This window comes from Aeromicrobium sp. P5_D10 (assembly GCF_054049535.1).
The window spans coordinates 1-17,312 of the sequence record NZ_JBFUME010000010.1 but is presented as its reverse complement, the minus strand read 5'-3'; the positions used below and the strand labels follow the sequence as shown (position 1 = coordinate 17,312).

At 66.1% G+C, this 17,312-nt stretch carries 18 protein-coding genes; 6 read left to right on the top strand and 12 right to left on the bottom strand.

The genetic code is table 11. The features are described from left to right. Positions 1-3 precede the first annotated feature (3 nt). The 4 genes from ACXJKC_RS17700 to ACXJKC_RS17685 are packed head-to-tail and all read right to left on the bottom strand — an operon-like array spanning position 4 to position 3,475. The gene (locus tag ACXJKC_RS17700) at positions 4-1,272 is read right to left on the bottom strand and encodes an aminotransferase (RefSeq protein WP_456698060.1); all 1,269 of its coding nucleotides are present in this window, start codon (positions 1,270-1,272) and stop codon (positions 4-6) included. Positions 1,273-1,298: 26 nt separating this feature from the next. Further along, positions 1,299-1,868 carry a PspA-associated protein PspAB gene (pspAB, locus tag ACXJKC_RS17695; RefSeq protein WP_456698059.1) on the bottom strand — a complete coding sequence of 190 codons (570 nt, stop codon included), beginning with the start codon at positions 1,866-1,868 and terminating at the stop codon, positions 1,299-1,301. Positions 1,869-1,881: 13 nt separating this feature from the next. Further along, a complete protein-coding gene (gene htpX, locus ACXJKC_RS17690) occupies positions 1,882-2,775 on the bottom strand; it encodes a zinc metalloprotease HtpX (RefSeq protein ID WP_456698058.1) in 894 nt (297 codons plus the stop codon). Beyond that, positions 2,762-3,475, bottom strand: coding sequence for a PspA/IM30 family protein (locus ACXJKC_RS17685; protein WP_456698057.1), 714 nt, complete (start codon positions 3,473-3,475; stop codon positions 2,762-2,764). Before ACXJKC_RS17685 ends, htpX begins: the two co-directional genes overlap by 14 nt. A 30-nt stretch (positions 3,476-3,505) precedes the next feature. Here ACXJKC_RS17685 and ACXJKC_RS17680 point away from each other — a divergent pair, with 30 nt between their 5' ends. After that, complete coding sequence (locus ACXJKC_RS17680; RefSeq protein ID WP_456698056.1) at positions 3,506-4,063, top strand: DUF3043 domain-containing protein; 558 nt, start codon at positions 3,506-3,508, stop codon at positions 4,061-4,063. A 14-nt stretch (positions 4,064-4,077) separates the two neighbouring features. Here the strand turns inward: ACXJKC_RS17680 and ACXJKC_RS17675 are convergent, their stop codons facing one another. Continuing rightward, positions 4,078-4,278 (bottom strand): hypothetical protein, encoded by a 201-nt coding sequence (locus ACXJKC_RS17675; protein WP_456698055.1) that lies wholly within the window; start codon positions 4,276-4,278, stop codon positions 4,078-4,080. A gap of 2 nt (positions 4,279-4,280) precedes the next feature. Further along, complete coding sequence (gene gcvT / locus ACXJKC_RS17670; protein ID WP_456698054.1) at positions 4,281-5,381, bottom strand: glycine cleavage system aminomethyltransferase GcvT; 1,101 nt, start codon at positions 5,379-5,381, stop codon at positions 4,281-4,283. A gap of 56 nt (positions 5,382-5,437) precedes the next feature. Between gcvT and ACXJKC_RS17665 the strand changes: the two genes are divergently transcribed. Beyond that, positions 5,438-6,889, top strand: a complete 1,452-nt coding sequence (locus ACXJKC_RS17665) for a leucyl aminopeptidase (protein WP_456698053.1) — start codon at positions 5,438-5,440, stop codon at positions 6,887-6,889. A gap of 79 nt (positions 6,890-6,968) precedes the next feature. On the opposite strand, the gene ACXJKC_RS17660 is transcribed toward ACXJKC_RS17665, so the two are convergent. Continuing rightward, on the bottom strand, positions 6,969-7,541 hold the full coding sequence (locus ACXJKC_RS17660; RefSeq protein ID WP_456698052.1) for a hypothetical protein: 573 nt from the start codon (positions 7,539-7,541) through the stop codon (positions 6,969-6,971). Positions 7,542-7,646: 105 nt separating this feature from the next. Here ACXJKC_RS17660 and lpdA point away from each other — a divergent pair, with 105 nt between their 5' ends. Genes lpdA through ACXJKC_RS17645 form a run of 3 tightly spaced genes read left to right on the top strand, consistent with a single transcriptional unit; the run spans position 7,647 to position 11,756 of the window. Then, on the top strand, positions 7,647-9,029 hold the full coding sequence (gene lpdA / locus ACXJKC_RS17655; protein WP_456698051.1) for a dihydrolipoyl dehydrogenase: 1,383 nt from the start codon (positions 7,647-7,649) through the stop codon (positions 9,027-9,029). Between the two features lie 14 nt (positions 9,030-9,043). Beyond that, positions 9,044-10,861, top strand: coding sequence for a 2-oxoglutarate dehydrogenase, E2 component, dihydrolipoamide succinyltransferase (gene sucB / locus ACXJKC_RS17650; protein ID WP_456698050.1), 1,818 nt, complete (start codon positions 9,044-9,046; stop codon positions 10,859-10,861). Positions 10,862-10,865: 4 nt separating this feature from the next. After that, the gene (locus ACXJKC_RS17645) at positions 10,866-11,756 is read left to right on the top strand and encodes a TIGR01777 family oxidoreductase (RefSeq protein ID WP_456698049.1); all 891 of its coding nucleotides are present in this window, start codon (positions 10,866-10,868) and stop codon (positions 11,754-11,756) included. A gap of 3 nt (positions 11,757-11,759) precedes the next feature. Here the strand turns inward: ACXJKC_RS17645 and ACXJKC_RS17640 are convergent, their stop codons facing one another. Continuing rightward, positions 11,760-12,197 (bottom strand): hypothetical protein, encoded by a 438-nt coding sequence (locus ACXJKC_RS17640; protein ID WP_456698048.1) that lies wholly within the window; start codon positions 12,195-12,197, stop codon positions 11,760-11,762. Between the two features lie 74 nt (positions 12,198-12,271). On the opposite strand from ACXJKC_RS17640, the gene lipB reads away from it, so the two are divergent. Beyond that, positions 12,272-12,997, top strand: coding sequence for a lipoyl(octanoyl) transferase LipB (gene lipB, locus ACXJKC_RS17635; protein WP_456698047.1), 726 nt, complete (start codon positions 12,272-12,274; stop codon positions 12,995-12,997). Here lipB and ACXJKC_RS17630 read toward each other — a convergent pair. The 4 genes from ACXJKC_RS17630 to ACXJKC_RS17615 form a co-directional block, all read right to left on the bottom strand. Further along, on the bottom strand, positions 12,987-14,195 hold the full coding sequence (locus tag ACXJKC_RS17630; RefSeq protein ID WP_456698046.1) for an ABC transporter permease: 1,209 nt from the start codon (positions 14,193-14,195) through the stop codon (positions 12,987-12,989). The two genes, lipB and ACXJKC_RS17630, sit on opposite strands and share 11 nt — an antisense overlap. Continuing rightward, entirely contained in the window at positions 14,192-15,070 is an 879-nt protein-coding gene (locus tag ACXJKC_RS17625) for an ABC transporter ATP-binding protein (protein ID WP_456698045.1), read from the bottom strand. Before ACXJKC_RS17625 ends, ACXJKC_RS17630 begins: the two co-directional genes overlap by 4 nt. Before the next feature lie 113 nt (positions 15,071-15,183). After that, on the bottom strand, positions 15,184-15,840 hold the full coding sequence (locus ACXJKC_RS17620; RefSeq protein WP_456698044.1) for a response regulator transcription factor: 657 nt from the start codon (positions 15,838-15,840) through the stop codon (positions 15,184-15,186). After that, positions 15,837-17,099, bottom strand: coding sequence for a sensor histidine kinase (locus ACXJKC_RS17615; RefSeq protein WP_456698043.1), 1,263 nt, complete (start codon positions 17,097-17,099; stop codon positions 15,837-15,839). The genes ACXJKC_RS17620 and ACXJKC_RS17615 overlap by 4 nt, the downstream gene beginning before the upstream one ends. Positions 17,100-17,312 lie beyond the last annotated feature (213 nt).

Genomic DNA, 17,312 nt, shown 5'->3' with positions numbered 1-17,312 from the left:
TCCTCAGGCGAGGGCCTGTTCGGCCGCGGCGATCAGGACGCAGGTCACGAGTACCTCGATCGCGGCGGTCAGATCATCGGGCGAGGGAAATGACGGCGCGATCCGGATATTGCGGTCGCGCGGATCATCGCCGTAAGGGAACGCAGCTCCCGCACCCGTCATCACGACCCCGGCCTCACCGGCCAGTTCGATGACTCGCGTCGCGGTCCCGTCGAGTACGTCGAGACTGACGAAGTAACCGCCCTTGGGCTCGGTCCACGAAGCCACGCCGTATTCGCCGAGACCAGATTCGAGGAGCCGCACGACGGTGTCGAACTTCGGCGCCAAGATCGCCCGGTGCTTGTCCATCAGCGCGTAGACACCCTCGGTGTCCTTGAGGTAGCGGGCGTGACGCAGCTGGTTGATCTTGTCGGGCCCGATGGTCCGCTTGCCGAGGTGGCGCAGATACCACTCGACATTGGCCCGCGAGCTGCCCAGGAAGCAGACACCCGATCCGGCGAACGTGATCTTGGACGTCGAGGCGAAGATGATCGGCCGGTCGGGATTTCCCGCCGCCGTGCACAATCCGAGGATGTCGGCGGTCTTGGTCTGCTCTTCAGTCAGATGGTGCACCGCATAGGCGTTGTCCCAGAAGATCCGGAAGTCTGGCGCTGCTGTCTCCATTGCGGCGAGCTCGGCCGCGATGGCCTCGCTCACGACGGTTCCGGTGGGATTGCCGTACGTCGGCACGAGCCACATGCCCTTGACCGCAGGATCCTTGACGATCTCGCGCACCGCGTCCATGTCGGGACCGTCGTCGTTGAGTGTCACGGGGATCATCTCGATCCCGTATTCCTCCAACAGCGCGAAATGGCGGTCGTAGCCGGGTACCGGGCAGACGAACTTGACCGATTCCTCGGTGCCCCACGGCTGTTCGGAGCCGGGTACGCCATGGAACAGCGCGAAGATCAGATTGTCGTGCATCATCGCGAGGCTCGCATTGTCACCGGCCACGACCTGGTCGACCGGCACCTGCATGATCGGCGCGAAGATCTCGCGGATCTCGGGCAGACCGTTGAGCCCGCCGTAGTTGCGGGTGTCGGTGCCGTGGGAATCGACGAAATCGGCGCCCGGCAGGTCGAGGAGTCCATTCGACAGGTCGAGCTGCGCCGGCGACGGCTTGCCGCGCGTCAGGTCGAGCTTGAGTCCGCGATTCTGCAGGACGCGATAGGCAGCGGTCTGCTCGTCGAAGATGGCTTGGATCTGGTCACGGGAGAAGGCGTCGAAGCTCACATGTCCAATCTATCGCCCGCATCCGATCAGGTCAGACCGGGCGCACCCCAGATCGCCAGCCATCTGGTCAGATCGGGTTCGATCGGCACATCTGTGGCCACGACACCGCGGGCCTGAAGCTCCAGACTGTTGTCGCGCCGGTTCTCGCCGTCGGGCGCGAACGGATAGAACGTGCCTCGTTTGTAGAGGTACACCAGCCCGAAGGGTTTGCCGACCGCCGTGGTGAACGCGACCGTCGAGCACAGCAGCGACGGCCCGAAGCCGGCATCGGCCAGCGAGGTGTTGACGGCGTGCAGGTCGGTCACGAGTCCCGAGACGTCCCCGTCGGCACGGGTCACGGTCAGCCAGTGGAAACCGAACCGGTCATCGCTGCGGGTCACCGTCGATCCGGGCGAGGACGTGATCAGGCGCTCGGCGTCGGCCATGACGAGATCGTCGGCATTGCCCTCGGCGTCGCGGAAGCATACCGAGCCCGAGCCGGTTGGCGTGAAACCCTCGACCTGCAAGGAGATCACCGCTTGCGGGACCGCGAACAGCACGTCGAGGTCTGCCTCCGGCGGTTTGCTGCGGCCGAGGATCGCATCGAAGAAGCCCATCGCGCGAGACTATCTACTCGGACAGCTCGGCGCTGACTTTGGCCAGCTGGTCGAGCCGCTGCTGCAATGGCGGATGCGTCGAGAACATCGCGCCGATCGACTCGCGGTTGATCGCCGGTGCGAAGAAGAAGGCACTGATCGCCTGCCCCTCACGCAAGTCGCGGTTGGGGATGCTGGCCATATCGCCGGAGATCTTGACGAGTGCCGACGCCAGCTTGGACGGTCGTCCCGTGATGTAGGCGCCGCTGCGGTCGGCGCTGAGTTCGCGATAGCGCGACAACGAGCGGGTCAGGACGAAGCTGACGGCGTACACGACCATGCTGACCAGGAACACGACAAGGAACACCGCCCCGTTGTTGCGGTTGCGGCCGCCGAAGATATTGCTGGCGTACATGCCCCAGCGAGTGATGAAACCGGCGAGCAGACCCAGCGACGAGGCCACCGTCATGACCGTGACGTCACGGTTGGCAACGTGGGCCAGCTCGTGCGCCAGGACGCCTTCGAGCTCATCGGCGTCGAGCCGCTGCATGATGCCGGTCGTGACGCAGACGGCCGAATGTTTGGGCGACCGTCCGGTCGCGAACGCATTGGGCATATCGGTCTGCGCGATCGCGACCCGTGGCTTCGGCATATCGGCCAGAGCACACAGACGATCGATCATGGCGTGGAGCTCAGGCGCTTGATGCGGCTCGACAACCTGCGCGTTCATCGACTTCAGCGCGAGCGTGTCGGAGAAATACCACTGCCCCCACGCCATGCCGAGGACGATGACCAGTGCGATGACGCTGTTGCCCATGACCGTGAACAAGACGGCACCGAAGATGATGTAGAGGGCACCGAGGCCGAAGCTCACGCCGCCCATACGCAGCGTCAGGCCGCGGTCGGACTTGAATCTAGTGCGCGCCATTGTCGTCCTTGGGGTGAGTCGAGATCTCCTCGAGCTGACGGTCGACCTCGGCGCTGTCGAGCGCGGCGTCGAACTGCCGGCTCCACACATCGTCGGGCGACTGGCCGGGCTTGGTCACGACGCCGTCGGCGACGAGTTCGTCGACCGCATCGGCCTGGGCCTCGAGTTCGCGGGTACGCCGTTCGGCCGATTCCATGGCCTGACCGACCTCGCTGACGGCGGAGTTGATGCCCGTCGTGGCGCTGTTGATCTCGGCGCGCGCCGATGCTGCGGTGTGCCGGGCCGAAAGCGTGTCCTTGCGGATCCGGAAGCTCTCGACCTCCTGCTCGACCTTGTCGGCGGCCTGCTCGAGCTTGCTCTCTTCGGCCTTCAGGTCAGCGTGACGCTGTTTGAGGTCGGCGCCCGACCTCTCCAGAGTCACCTTGCGCACGAGGATCGCCCGCGCCTCGTCGTCATTGCCCTGCGCAACGGCCTGGCGCGCCTGGTCATCGAGGTGCGAGCTCTGCTGCGCGATCGTCGCGAGTTGGAGTTCGACCCGCTTGCGGCTCGTCGCGACATCGGCGACGCCGCGCCGCACCTGGCGAAGCAGGGCTGTCTGCTCGCGATACTTCTCATCGAGACGATCTTTGAGCTTGGCCGGATCGTCGCTGGTGGATGACCGTGACTTCAACCAGTTGACGATGCGCTTGCGGATGCTCATGTCGTCAAGCCTACGGGTAGGGTTGCGCCCGTGGTAGACGAGACGGAAGCAGGCAAGGGACGCGCGACCCCCAGTCGCAAAGAGGCCGAGGCTGCTCGCAAGAAGCAGATGAAGACGCCGACGACCCGCAAAGAACAGGCCAAGCGCGAGCGGGCCGCCCGCGAAGCACTCCGAGTCAAGCAGCGCGAGGCGCTCAAGAACGGCGACGAGCGCTATCTGCCGGCTCGCGAGCAGGGCCCCGTGCGCCGCTTCAGCCGCGACTACGTCGACCGTCGGTGGAATGTGGCGGAGTTCCTGCTGCCGTTCCTGGTCGTGTTGCTGCTCTTCTTCATGGTGGCCGGCAGCATGAGCCCGAAGGTGACCGACGCGCTCACGGTGTTCGTCTACCCCGTCGTGATTCTGGCTACTGTCTTCGACGAGATCTTCATGGTGCGCGGTCTGAAGAAGCAGCTCCGGGCCCGCTTCGGCGACGATGCCCTCAAGGGCACGACGACGTACGCCGTGCTTCGCAGCACCCAGCTACGCCGGTTCCGGCTGCCCAAGGTGCAGGTCAAGCGCGGCGAGACGCTCAGCGACAACTACCGCTGAACCACCTGCCGGGATCAGTTGTTCTCGGCGTGCAGTGACATCGGGCCGTAGATCTCGTTCTCACCTTCGAACAACCGCACCTGATCGATGCCCTGATCGAGCAATTCGCCGAATGCCTCGCCGACCCATGATTCGGCGTCGCCACGATTGTCGAACGTCTCGGAGCGGCCGACGACCTCGCCGGTCGTGTTTTCAAACGTCCAGGTCCAGCTCATGGTCATGACTCCTTGGTCGAGGGTTGAACGAACGGCGGTTTGGTGACGGTGAAGGCCTCGGAGCGACCGCGTACGTCGACGATCACTGTGGCGCCATCTTCGACGGACGGCTCGATGAGAGCAAGCGCGATGCCCTGTCGGAGGGTGGGCGAGAACGTTCCGGACGTGACCTCGCCGATCGCCCCGTCGTCGGCGTCCAGCACGGTCATCCCGGGTCGCGGGATCCCACGACCTTGAGCGGCCAGGCCGCGCAACGTCCGGACGACCTTCTCGGCGCGCTGAGTCTCCAACGCTGCCTTGCCCCAGAATTCCGGCTTCTTCCAGCCGACAGCCCAACCGGCTCGAGCCATGACGGGGCTGATCTCGGGCGACAGTTCGTGTCCGTGCAAGGGATAACCCATCTCGGTGCGCAGCGTGTCGCGCGCGCCGAGACCACAGGCCCGTAGGCCGTACGGTTCGCCTGCTGCGATCACGGCGTCCCAGACTTCCACTGCCGAGGCGGTCGGCACGACCAGCTCGTAGCCGCGCTCGCCGGTGTACCCCGTGCGGCACACCGTGATGTCGCGTCCGGCGATCGTGGCGTCTGCGAATGACATGTACTGGTGGTCGACCGGCAGGTCGAGTGCTTGCAGCACCTCATCGCTCGATGGTCCTTGGATCGCCAGGATCGCGTAGTCGCGGTGCAGGTCGGTCACCTCGATGCCGTCGGGCGCCGCTTCCTGCAGACGCTCCACGACGGCCGCGGTGTTGGCGGCATTCGGGATCAGGAACACCTCGAAGTCATTGCGCAGGTAGACGATCAGATCGTCAACCGTCCCGCCGTCCTCGTCGCAGCACAATGTGTACTGCGCTTGACCGGGCTGGATGCGCTCCAGGTCGTTCGTGAAACAGGTGTTGACGAATGCCGCAGCACCGGATCCGCGCACCAGCGCCTTGCCCAAGTGGCTGACGTCGAACAGGCCGACGCCCTCCCGGACGGCTTTGTGCTCGGCCAGGACGCCTCCACCGGCGTATTCCAACGGCATGGCCCAGCCGCCGAACTCGGCGAGCTTGGCACCTAGTTCGGTATGACGGTCGTGCAAGGGCGAATGCAGCAAGTCCATACCCTCAACCTAGACGAGAGTCGCGCCCCCGGATGCCGCGACCTAGAGTGGCAGGCATGCCCTCTGTCACCCTCAGCACCTCGAAGCCGACCACGGCCAGCGCCGACGTCCTGATCCTGGGAATCCGCAACGACGAAGACCGCGGCGACCTCGCACCGACCCTCGACCTGCTCGGGTTCACCGGGGAGAAGGGGCAGGTCGTCAGATTCCCGTCAGGCGGGCTGACCAAGGCACCCATCGTCATCGCGGTCGCCCTCCCCGATGAGCCGACCGCCGAGGACCTGCGCCGTGCTGCGGCACGCGGACTGCGGGCGGCGACCAACGCCACGAGCCTCGCAGTCGCCCTGCACCCGGCAGGCGTCGACGAGGTCGCCGCGATCGCCGAAGGCATCGCGCTGGGCGCCTACTCGTACGACACCTACAAGACCAAGAAAAAGGGCGACAAGCCCAAGCCCGAGGTCGAGAGCGCTGTCATCCTGACGCCCTTCGCGCGTCAGTCGACCGCCACGCAGGCCGTCGAACGCGCCGCGACGGTCGCGGTCGCGGTCAACGCGGCCCGCGACTGGGTCAACACTCCCCCAGGCGACAAGCGTCCTGCCGACTTCGCCGAGGCCATCTCGGCGCACGCCGGATCCGACGTCAAGGTGACGATCTGGGACGAGAAACGTCTTGCCAAGGAGAAGTGCGGCGGCATCCTCGGCGTCGGTCAGGGGTCCGACGCTCCTCCCCGCCTCGTAACGCTGTCGTACGAGCCGGAGAAGCCCGTCGCGCACTTGGCCTTCGTGGGCAAGGGCATCACGTTCGATTCCGGAGGACTGTCGATCAAGCCCGGCGCCTCGATGCAGACCATGAAGTGCGATATGGCCGGTGCGGCAGCTGTGGCCGCCGCGACGATCGCGATCGCGCGCCTCGGCCTGCCCATCAAGGTCACGACGTACGCATGTATCGCCGAGAACATGCCAAGCGGCGCGGCGACCCGCCCCGGCGATGTCCTGCACATGCGCAGCGGCGCGACCGTCGAGGTGCACAACACCGACGCCGAAGGACGGTTGGTCCTGGCCGACGGGCTCTCGCTCGCGGTCGATGCCAAGCCTGATCACATCGTCGACGTCGCGACCCTGACCGGTGCCTGCATGGTCGCTCTCGGGCAGAACACGGCCGGTGTCATGGGCAATGACGAAGCGCTCAGCGACACGATCCTCGCGGCTTCCAAGACCGCCGGCGAGTCGATGTGGCCGCTGCCGATCACTGAGGAGATGAAGGGCATCGTGACCTCGTCTTCCATCGCGGATCTGCGCCAGCACAATCCGAAGTCGTACGGCGGCGCGCTGTTCGCGGCGGCGTTCCTGCGCGAATTCGTCGGAGAAGTCTCCTGGGCGCACCTCGACATCGCCGGCCCGGCGTTCAACGAGGGATCGGCCAATGACTACACGCCGGTCGGCGGGACGGGGACAAGCGTCCGGACCCTGGTGGAACTGGCCTCGGAACTGTCCCAGGCGCCCCGCTAGCAAGATGTCGGCGGTTTTGGGTCGTCCGGTGCAGCGCAACGACCCAAGACCGCCGATATCTCGCCTGGCAGGGACAGGGTTAGTCCGGGAGGTTGAGGGCTCGGGCGGCGTCCTCGACGGTGTCCCATTTGGTGCGATCTCCCCCGAGGCGATCGGGGTGGGCCTGCTTGCGCGCGCTGCGGTAGAGCTTCATGAGCTGATCGAATGATGGATCGTCCGACAGCGGTTCGACCCCGGCGATGGACTCCAGCGTCATGATGGCCGCCAGTTCCCGGCGCGAACGTTGCTTAACAGGCTGCGATGCGGACGACTTGGACGGCGACGAGACCTTGACCTTCCGCAGGTCGTACTCGCGCTTCCTGGTGGGTATCGGTACGAGATTCGAGTCGTAGACCGGGATCTGCAGTTTCTTGCGGGCGAAGTCGTGACCGGCCTGCGCTGAGGTGACACGTCGGCGAATCGACTCTCCGTCGTGCGCGACGAGCAGCAATGTCGTCTGGGTCACCGAAGTCTTCGGCTCTATCCACGCCTCCACACCGCGCCTGGACTCGGCGAACTGTCGTAACGCGTCGAGGTCGGCCCGGCTGGAGTTGCGGTCGGAGACGACAGCACCTGCCTCAGTGCGAGCCTTTCGACCGCGGAAGATTCCCATGGGACAAGTGTGCCCGATCGACATGACAGCCACGATCAACCCCGGTGGCAGGTTGCTTGTGATCAGTGACAAGATGAAGTCAAGAGAGATCCTCAGGAGGACACCGTGGCGGACGGCGCCGGCAACAACTTCGACATTGTGATTCTCGGCGGCGGAAGTGGCGGTTACGCCTGCGCACTCCGCGCCGTGCAGCTCGGCAAGACAGTAGCCCTGATCGAGAAGTCCAAGTTGGGGGGAACATGCCTGCACACAGGCTGTATCCCGACGAAGGCTCTGCTGCATGCCGCCGAGGTCGCTGACAACACTCGCGAGAGCTCGCATTTCGGCGTCAAAGCGACCTTCGAAGGCATCGACATGCCTGCGGTCAACACGTACAAAGACGGCGTCATCGACCGTCTCTACAAGGGCCTGCAAGGTCTCATCAAGTCCGGCGGCATCACGGTCGTCGAAGGTGAAGGCAAGCTCGTCGACACCAAGACCGTCGAGGTCAACGGCGAGCGCTACACAGGAACCAATGTTGTGCTGGCGACCGGATCGGTCTCGCGCACGCTCGGACTCGAGATCGGCGGCCGGGTCATCACGTCGGCCGAAGCGCTGACGATGAGTGAAGTCCCCGAGAAGGTCGTCATCATCGGCGGCAGCGTCATCGGTGTTGAGTTCGCCAGCGTCTGGAAGTCATTCGGCGCCGACGTCACGATCATCGAGGGTCTGCCGACCCTCATCCCGCTGGAGGATCCGTCGCTCAGCAAGCAACTCGAGCGCGCATTCCGCAAGCGCAAGATCAACTTCAAGACCGGCGTGAAGTTCGAGTCGGTCAAGCAGACCGAGTCCGGCGTCACCGTGACCCTGGAGAACGGCGACACGCTGGAGACCGATTTGGTCCTCGTCGCCGTCGGCCGCGGCCCGAACTCGGCCGGCATGGGCTACGAAGAGGCCGGCATCAACGTCGACCGTGGCTGGGTTCCGACCAATGAGCGTCTGGCGACCAACGTCGACGGCGTCTTCGCTGTCGGCGACCTCGTCCCGGGCCTGCAGTTGGCACACCGCGGCTTCGCCCACGGAATCTTCGTCGCCGAAGAGATCGCCGGTCTCAACCCGCAGCCGGTCATCGACGCGGGTATCCCTCGTGTGACCTACTGCGATCCCGAGATCGCCTCGGTCGGCATCACCGAGCCGCAGGCCCGCGAGAAGTTCGGCGACGACGGCGTCGAGACCGTCGAGTACAACCTCGGCGGCAACGGCAAGTCGCAGATCCTCGGAACTGCTGGCAGCATCAAGCTTGTGCGTGAGAAGAACGGCCCTATCGTCGGTGTCCACATGATCGGCGCCCGCTACGGCGAGCAGGTCGGTGAGGCCTCCCTCATCGTCAACTGGGAGGCGTACCCCGAGGACGTCGCGCAGTTCATCCATGCCCATCCCACCCAGAACGAAGCGCTCGGCGAAGCCGCGCTCGCTCTGGCTGGCAAGCCCCTTCACTCGCACGCCTGAGACCGGAGATCACCATGGCTACGACTGTCACACTTCCTGCTCTCGGCGAAAGCGTCACTGAGGGCACCGTCACCCAATGGCTCAAGCAGGTCGGCGACACAGTTGCCGTCGACGAGCCGCTCCTGGAGATCTCGACCGACAAGGTCGACACCGAGATCCCGTCCCCCGTCGCCGGAACTCTCCTGGAGATCCGCGCCGCCGAGGACGACACCGTCGAAGTCGGCGCCGTCCTGGCCGTCATCGGTGAAGAAGGCGAAAGCGCCGGCGACGACGCTGCTCCCGCTGCCGAAGAGCCGGCTGCCGAACAACCCGCCGCCGAAGAGGCGCCTGCCGCCGAACCCGAGGCGGCCCCTGTCGCGGAGGAGCGCTCGAACCAGCCAGAAGACAGCGCCGAGGAGCAGCACGACGCCGCCGAGACGGCTCCGGCCCCGCAGGCCGACACTGCCCCGGCATCCGGCGAAGGCACCGAAGTGACGCTGCCCGCCCTGGGCGAGAGCGTCACCGAAGGCACCGTCACCCAGTGGCTCAAGCAGGTCGGCGACGAGGTCGCCGTCGACGAGCCGCTTCTCGAGATCTCGACCGACAAGGTCGACACCGAGATCCCGTCCCCCGTCGCCGGAACTCTCTTGGAGATCCGCGCCGCAGAGGACGAGACGGTCGAGGTCGGCGCTGTGCTCGCCATCATCGGCGCAGAGGGTGCCGCGGCCGCTCCGGCAGAAGCGGCGCCTGCCGCTGAAGCCGAGGCGCAAGCAGCACCTGCCGAACCGGCTCCCGAGCCTGCTCCGGCACCGCCGCCCCCGCCCCCTGCGCCAGAACCGACACCGACTCCCGCACCGGCCGAGCCTGAACCGGCCCCCGCAGCGCCTGCGCCGGCTGCACCTGCGGCTGCCGCATCCGGCGAGAGCAACGGCGACTCGTATGTGACACCGATCGTGCGCAAGCTCGCCAAACAGCATGATGTCGATCTTTCGGCCATCACGGGCACCGGAGTCGGCGGACGTATCCGCAAGCAGGATGTCCTCGACGCCGCCGCGAAGCCGGCTGCTGCCGAGGCGCCTGCCGCTGCTGCAGCTCCGTCGGCGCAAGCGCCGGCCGCCGAGCCGTCCGCGCTGCGCGGCAAGACCGAGAAGGTCACCCGCCTGCGCAAGACCATCGCCAACCGTATGGTCGAGTCACTGCAGATCTCGGCCCAGCTCACGCAGGTCCACGAGGTCGACGTGACCGAGGTCGCCCGTCTGCGCGCCCGCCACAAGGACGCCTTCCTCGAGCGCGAGGGAGTCAAGCTGACCTTCCTGCCGTTCTTCGCGAAGGCCGCGATCGAGGCGCTCAAGTCGTACCCGCAGCTCAACTCCGCGCTCGACCTCGAAGCCGGCACCGTGACCTACCCGTCGGGTGAGCACCTCAGCATCGCGGTCGACACCGAACGCGGGCTGCTCGCACCCACGGTCAAGGATGCCGGCGACTTGTCGATCGCGGGCCTGGCCCGCAAGATCGCCGATGTCGCGGAGCGCACCCGCACCAACAAGATCACGCCCGATGAGCTGTCCGGTGGTACCTTCACGATCACCAACCTGGGCAGCAACGGCGCGTTGTTCGACACGCCGATCATCAACCAGCCTCAGGTCGCGATCCTCGGTGTCGGTGCGGTCGTCAAGCGTCCTGTCGTGACGACCGACGAGCACGGGAACGACAGCATCTCGGTGCGCAGCATGGCCTACCTGGCGTTGACCTACGATCACCGCATCGTCGACGGCGCTGATGCCGGTCGCTTCCTGACCGCGGTCAAGCAGCGTCTCCAGGCCGGTTCGTTCGAAGCCGAACTCGGGTCCTGATCCCATGCATGTCGTCGTCGGTGGTGCGTCGGGGTTCCTCGGCGCAGCACTGACGACGCATCTGCGTGAGCGTGGCCACGAGGTCACCCGGCTCATCCGCACGGGCACCCCGGCCGACGACGCGTCGATCTGGGACCCGCACACCGGACGCATCGACCAGGTCCTGATCGACCGGGCTGATGCCGTGGTCAATCTGTCCGGCGCCCCCATCTCACAGTGGCCCCGCACCTCGGGGCGCAAAAAGGAAATTCTCGCCTCGAGGGTCCAGGCAACGGAGACCCTCGCCAAGGCGATCGCGGCGTCCACCTCACCGACCGTGTTCATCTCGGGCTCAGGAATGTCGTGGTACGGAACCGACCGTGGCGGCGAGATCCTGAGTGAGACCAGCGCGCCCGGTCACGGCTTCCTGGCCGAGGTCTCACATCAGTGGGAGGCTGCTGCTGCACCCGCCGTCGCTGCTGGAGCCCGAACCTGCTTCGTGCGCACATCGCTCGTCCTCGACGGCGACGGCGGCGTTCTCGCGCTCATGCTGCCGGTGTGGAAGCTGGGCGGCGGCGCCAGGCTCGGCAACGGGCACCAGCACATGTCGCTGATCTCGCGCAACGACTGGGTCCGCGGCGTCACATTCCTTTTGGAGAATGACCACACCGCCGGACCCTTCAACTTCGCGATGCCCGAGGCCGTGACCAATGCGGAGTTCACCCGGGCGCTCGCCAAGGCCGTCCACCGGCCGACATTCCTGGCCGTGCCGGCCTTCGCGGTCAAGGCGGCTCTCGGCGGTCTCGCCGATGATCTGCTGGGATCCTTACTGGTCTCCCCCGTCGCGCTGGCCGACGCCGGTTTCACCTTCTCCGAACCCGATCTCCAAGCAGCTCTCGACGCCGCTGTCTCCTGAGGGTCACCGCTCAGCGTCACGAACCGCTGAGATCCGCCAGCCGTCTGCGGTGCGCTCCATCGTGACGATCCGTTGCGACGGACGGTCGCGGGGCAAGTCAGTTGTCGTTCCGTCCTGCCACACGACTTGCGGGGACTTGAGGACGTCGACGACCTCCAATCTCGTCTGATCGCGGCTCGCTGCGATGACCCGGCACGAAAGTATCCGCAGCTCGGCTCCCACGACCCGACCGTCGCGGCGGGAGTAAGCCCGGATCGTGGCAGCATCGTCGGCCAGCGCTTCGCTGCCCGTCGAGTACACCTGATCCAGCAGATGCGGTGCGGCTTCGGCGAATGCCCTGTGGCGGACGGTGTCGAGCGCGGCCAGCCGAGTAGCCCACTGATCGTCCGGCGCCGGGGAAACCTGCCGCGCCAGCGTGATGAGCACCCATAACCACTCCATGCGTCCACTGTCAGTCAATCGACAGATTCATGCGTCGGGCTGTCCACAAGCCTGTGAGAGATACCCTGGATGCCGTGACGACGTTTGAGATCCTCGAAGACTGGTACGGCGCCAACGCGATCGACTTCGAAGAGGCTTGGGAGCTTCAGAGGGCACTTCACGCACGCCGGGTCGCCGACGAGATCGGTGACACCACGCTGTTCCTCGAGCACCCGCCGGTCTACACTGCGGGACGTCGCACTGAGCCGTACGAGCGCCCGTTCGACGGCACTCCCGTCGTCGACGTCGACCGTGGCGGCAAGATCACCTTTCACGGACCGGGCCAGCTCGTCGGCTACCCCATCACGAAACTGCCCTCGCACGTGCTCGTCGTCGACTATGTCCGTCGGGTCGAGGAAGCGATGATCCGCGCCTCGGCCGACCTCGGCGTGACGACAGGCCGGGTCCAGGGACGTTCCGGGGTATGGATCGCGGCGACGGCCGAGCGTGCCGAACGCAAGGTCGGTGCCATCGGGATCCGGGTCTCACGCGGCGTCACGATGCACGGCTTCTCGCTCAACACCGACGTCGATCTGTCGTACTACGACCGCTTCGTGCCGTGTGGGATCGCCGATGCCGGGGTCACGTCGCTTTCGGCCGAGCTGGGCCGCACAGTGAGCGTGCGAGAGGCAGCCGAGGCCATCAAGCCCCACCTGCAGGAGATTCTCGCCTGGCAGCCCTATACCCCGACACCGGATCTGCATGAGCCGGAACCGACCGGCCCGTCCGTGCCGGTCGGTTCCGCGCTCATCACTCGCTGAGCCGCAGCGCCTCGCCGAATCCGATCTTGCGCTCCGTACGCATCAGCGTGCGCTCGTAGAGACGCGCCGCGAACCGCACAAGCAAGAACGCGCCGACGACGTTGACGGCCAAAGCGACGGCAATCTGCCAGGCCGGCACCGATCCCTCGGCCATCCGCGACGGCATGATCATCGCCGACACGACGGGCAGCATCGAGACGACGGTTTTGACCCCGGCGCCCCCGGTGACCGCAAGCATGTACGGCGCAAACAGAATGATCTGTCCTGGCATGGTGGTCGAGCCCAGATCTTCTTGGCGTGAGGCCAGCGATCCGGCGACGGCCCACAGGCCCGACAGCGCCACGAAGCCGAGCACGAAGAACGCGATGTACCACGCCGCAGCCGGCCCGATGGCCGACAGCAGGTCCTTCTCCCCGGTGAGGGCCAGCGCCACGATCCCCGTCGCGACCATCACGACGATCTGGAACAGGGCCAGCACCGAGTTGCCGACGATCTTGCCCCACAGCAACGCCCGGATCGGCACCGCAGCGGCGAGTATCTCCACCACCCGGCTCTCCTTCTCCTGCACGACGCTCTGGGCGATCGTCATGCCGAACATGACCGCTGTCAGGTAGAACAACAGCACGAACACGAAGGCCGTGGCGCTGCGCGCTCCCGCATCGTCGGAGTCCGGGTCGAGCAGACGTTCCGCCACCGCCGAGCCGGCCACGAGCTGCTCGAGATCGACGTCCTGCGCTTGCGCATTGCGATCGAGCGCCTGCTGTGACGCGATGGTCGTCAGTGCGGTCGACAATGTGCCGTCGATCTTGTTCTCGCCGATGACCTCGTAGCCGTCATCGGTCCGGACGAGCGCCGCGTCGACGTCGCCGTCGCGCACGGCCCGTTCAGCTGCCGCCGCCGAGTCGAAGTCACGCGCCTTGATGGTCGACCCTTCGTCGGCGCGATCGATCGCGGGGGCGGCCGCCTTGACGATCGCGGCGGTCTCCTGGTCGACGACGCCGACCTTGTAGTCGGTAGGCCGGCCACCGAGCACCGAGGCCAGCACCACCATGGCCGCGATGCCGACGACCAGGGCCAGGATGCTGTACCGGAACGACTTCTGCTGGATCCGGGTCGTGATCTCACGCTCGGCGACGACCCGCCAGGCTCCACGCACCGATGCATCGCCGGTCTGCGGGTTGACTGTCGTGGTGCTCATCGGATGACCTCCCGGAAGATCGTGGACAAGGGTTGGCGAACCTGTGCGAACTCGGCGACAGGCTCTCGGGCGACGATCTGGCCGAGAAGCGCCGACGCCGTGACACCGTCGAGGTCGACCAGTGCTGTCGAGCCGTCGATGTCACGTACCTCGATGCCCCGGAGGTCACGGATCCAGGCGGCGTCTGCACCGTCGAGCACCACGCGATAGCGATCAGCGCCCCGGCCTCGGAGCTCCTCGACCGGACCTGCCGCGACGACCCGACCGTTCGACAGGATCACCAGGTCATCGCACAGCCGTTCGACGAGGTCGAGCTGATGGCTGGAGAACAGCAGCGGCTTGTCGCCGGCTTCCTTGACCAGGAGCTCGGCCATCGCGTCGACGGCCATGGGGTCCAGACCGCTGAACGGTTCGTCGAGCACCAGCGCGTCGGGGTGGTGGATCACCGCGGCGGCGATCTGCACGCGCTGCTGGTTGCCCAACGACAAACTGTCGAGCAGATCGTCGGCGCGGTCACCGAGGTCGAAGTGCTCGAGCAGACCCGTGGCCCTGTCAGTCGCCGCCGAGCGGCTCATACCGTGGAGTCGGGCGAGGAAGACGAGCTGCTCAAGGAGCTTCATGCGCGGGTACAGACCGCGCTCTTCCGGCATGTACCCGAACTTGCGACGTTGCGCCGTGCTGATCGGCGCGCCATTCCACCGAACCTCGCCCGAGCTCGGCGAGAGGACCCCGAGGATCATCCGCATCGTGGTCGTCTTACCCGCACCGTTGGCGCCGACAAAACCGGTGACCCGTCCGGGTCGCACCTCGAAGCTGATGTCATCAACGACAACACGCTCGTCGTAGACCCTGGTCAATGAGTTGATCTCCAACATGACTCCACGCTAGGCGGAGCCGGCCGCCGGGGCATCGGCCGCGCGGACGAGAGACACTTCATCCTTTCGGCGGACGCAGGTGCCCGAGACCCACACCGAAGAGCTCGAACGGACTACTGGCCGCTCGAGTCCATCAGCCCTGACTCATGCACCAAGATCACGGCCTGCACCCGGTCTCGCACCCCGAGCTTCATGAGCACCCGCGATACATGCGACTTGACCGTCGTCTCGCTGACGAAGAGTTCGGCTGCGATCTCACTGTTGCTGAAACCACGGCCCATCGCCGTCAGCACGTCGAGCTCGCGTTCGGTCAGATCGTCGAAGCCGGGTGGTCGGGGTCCTCGCTCCCGCTCGGTCGAACGCGCGATGACCCGTTGGGTGACCTCTGGTGCCAGCAGCGAATGTCCCTGCGCCACGACTCGTATCGCCGCGACAAGATCAGCTGGCGGACAATTCTTGAGCATAAACCCGCTCGCGCCCGCCTGAAGCGCCGCGAACAGGTAATCGTCATCGTCGAAAGTCGTCAGGATCAGCACCCGGCATCCAGGTACCTGCTGGACGACCCGCCTGGTGGCCTCGATGCCGTCCATGCGCGGCATCTGGACGTCCATCAGCATCACATCGGGCGTCAGCTCCACGGCCTTGGCCACCGCGATGTCTCCGTCCTCGGCTACTCCGACGACGTCGATGTCGTCCTCGGCACCCAGGATCATCCCGAACCCGGTTCGCACCAGCTCCTGGTCGTCGGCGACGACCACCGTGATCGTCATACCGCTACCGGAATACGCACTCGCACCCTGAACCCCCCTTCGGGCCGTGGCCCGATCTCGCACGAACCTGAGTGCATCACGGCACGTTCACGCACGCCTCTGAGCCCGAAGCCCCCCGATTCATCCTGCCCCACGGGCGAGCCGAGGGCCTTCCCGTCATCGATCACCTCGACCTCGACGCTGGCAGGACGGCTATCGCCGGCCGCAGCGAACCGAAGGACAACCTCCCCTTTGCCCGCATCAGCGTGACGCCGGAGGTTCGCCACGGCTTCCTGAGCGATGCGGAACAGCGACAGGGCCACCGTGGGAGGAACGTCGAAGGGCTCCCCCACCTGGCGGAATGTCACGACCGGACGTCCGTCGGGCGAGGCCAACGAGCCGAGGTCGGCAAGTCCAGGCTGGGGCCCGCGGTCGCTGCGCTCGTCGTCGGAGCGCAACAGGCCGACCAACTGGTGCATCTGCTGCACGGCCTGGCGGGACGACCGCTCGATGACTTCCAGCGCCAGCGCGGCATCTTCCGGCCTCGAGCTGAGCACCCGGCTCGCTCCGGAGGCCTGGATCCCGATACCGCTGACGTGGTGTGCCACGACGTCGTGCAGGTCACGGGCGATGCGCACGCGTTCGGCCTGGACCGCGCGCTCGCGGTCGACGACCTGGGCACGGCGCTCGTCGTCGACCCGTTCGGCGAGCTCGGCCCGTTGACGGGCACTCCGCCACGCGCCGTGCCCCCAGGCCATCGCGCCGAAGAAGTAGAACACGTTGACCACCAGCGAGTACGTGATGACCGCGGCGTACGGCGGGAGCAGTCCCTCGTGCGGCATACGCGGTGGAGTCGTCGTCGCAAACTCCCACGCCAGCCAGCCGAACATCGCAAGGATCACGGCGGCGCTAGTTGCGTAGAGCCGTCGTGGCGCGCGTGACCAGGCCCACGCCGAGTACAGCGAGACGAACATGATCACCTGGATCGTGAAGATGACCCCGAGTTCCTCCAGCCGGACGCCGATCAGGATGAACAGCGCCGAATCCCCCGCGAGCGTCACGAGGGGCAGCCGCCTGCGCAATGCCAAAAGCAGGCCTGCGACGGCGAACAGGAGGTAGCCCTCGATGCCCTTCCAGCCGAGCGACGTGCCGTAGCCGCTGTGCCACACCTCCACCGATGCGACCGACAGGAGTGCAGCAGCCACCCCGGCAACCGTGTCGCGTCGCACCTGGGCAGACGTCGGACTCGGACGCACCCACCGACGTTCGAGATCCAGCACCCGACCGAGCCTAAGGGACGTTTTCAGACGGGCGTACGCTTGGGCATGTGACTATCGCTCCTGAGGGCCGCAAGTTGTTGCGTATCGAGGCCCGTAATGCTGAGACTCCGATCGAGAAGAAGCCTGAGTGGATCAAGACTCGGGCCAAGATGGGGCCGGAGTACAACGAGTTGATGAAGCTCGTCAAGGGTGAGGGTTTGCATACGGTCTGTC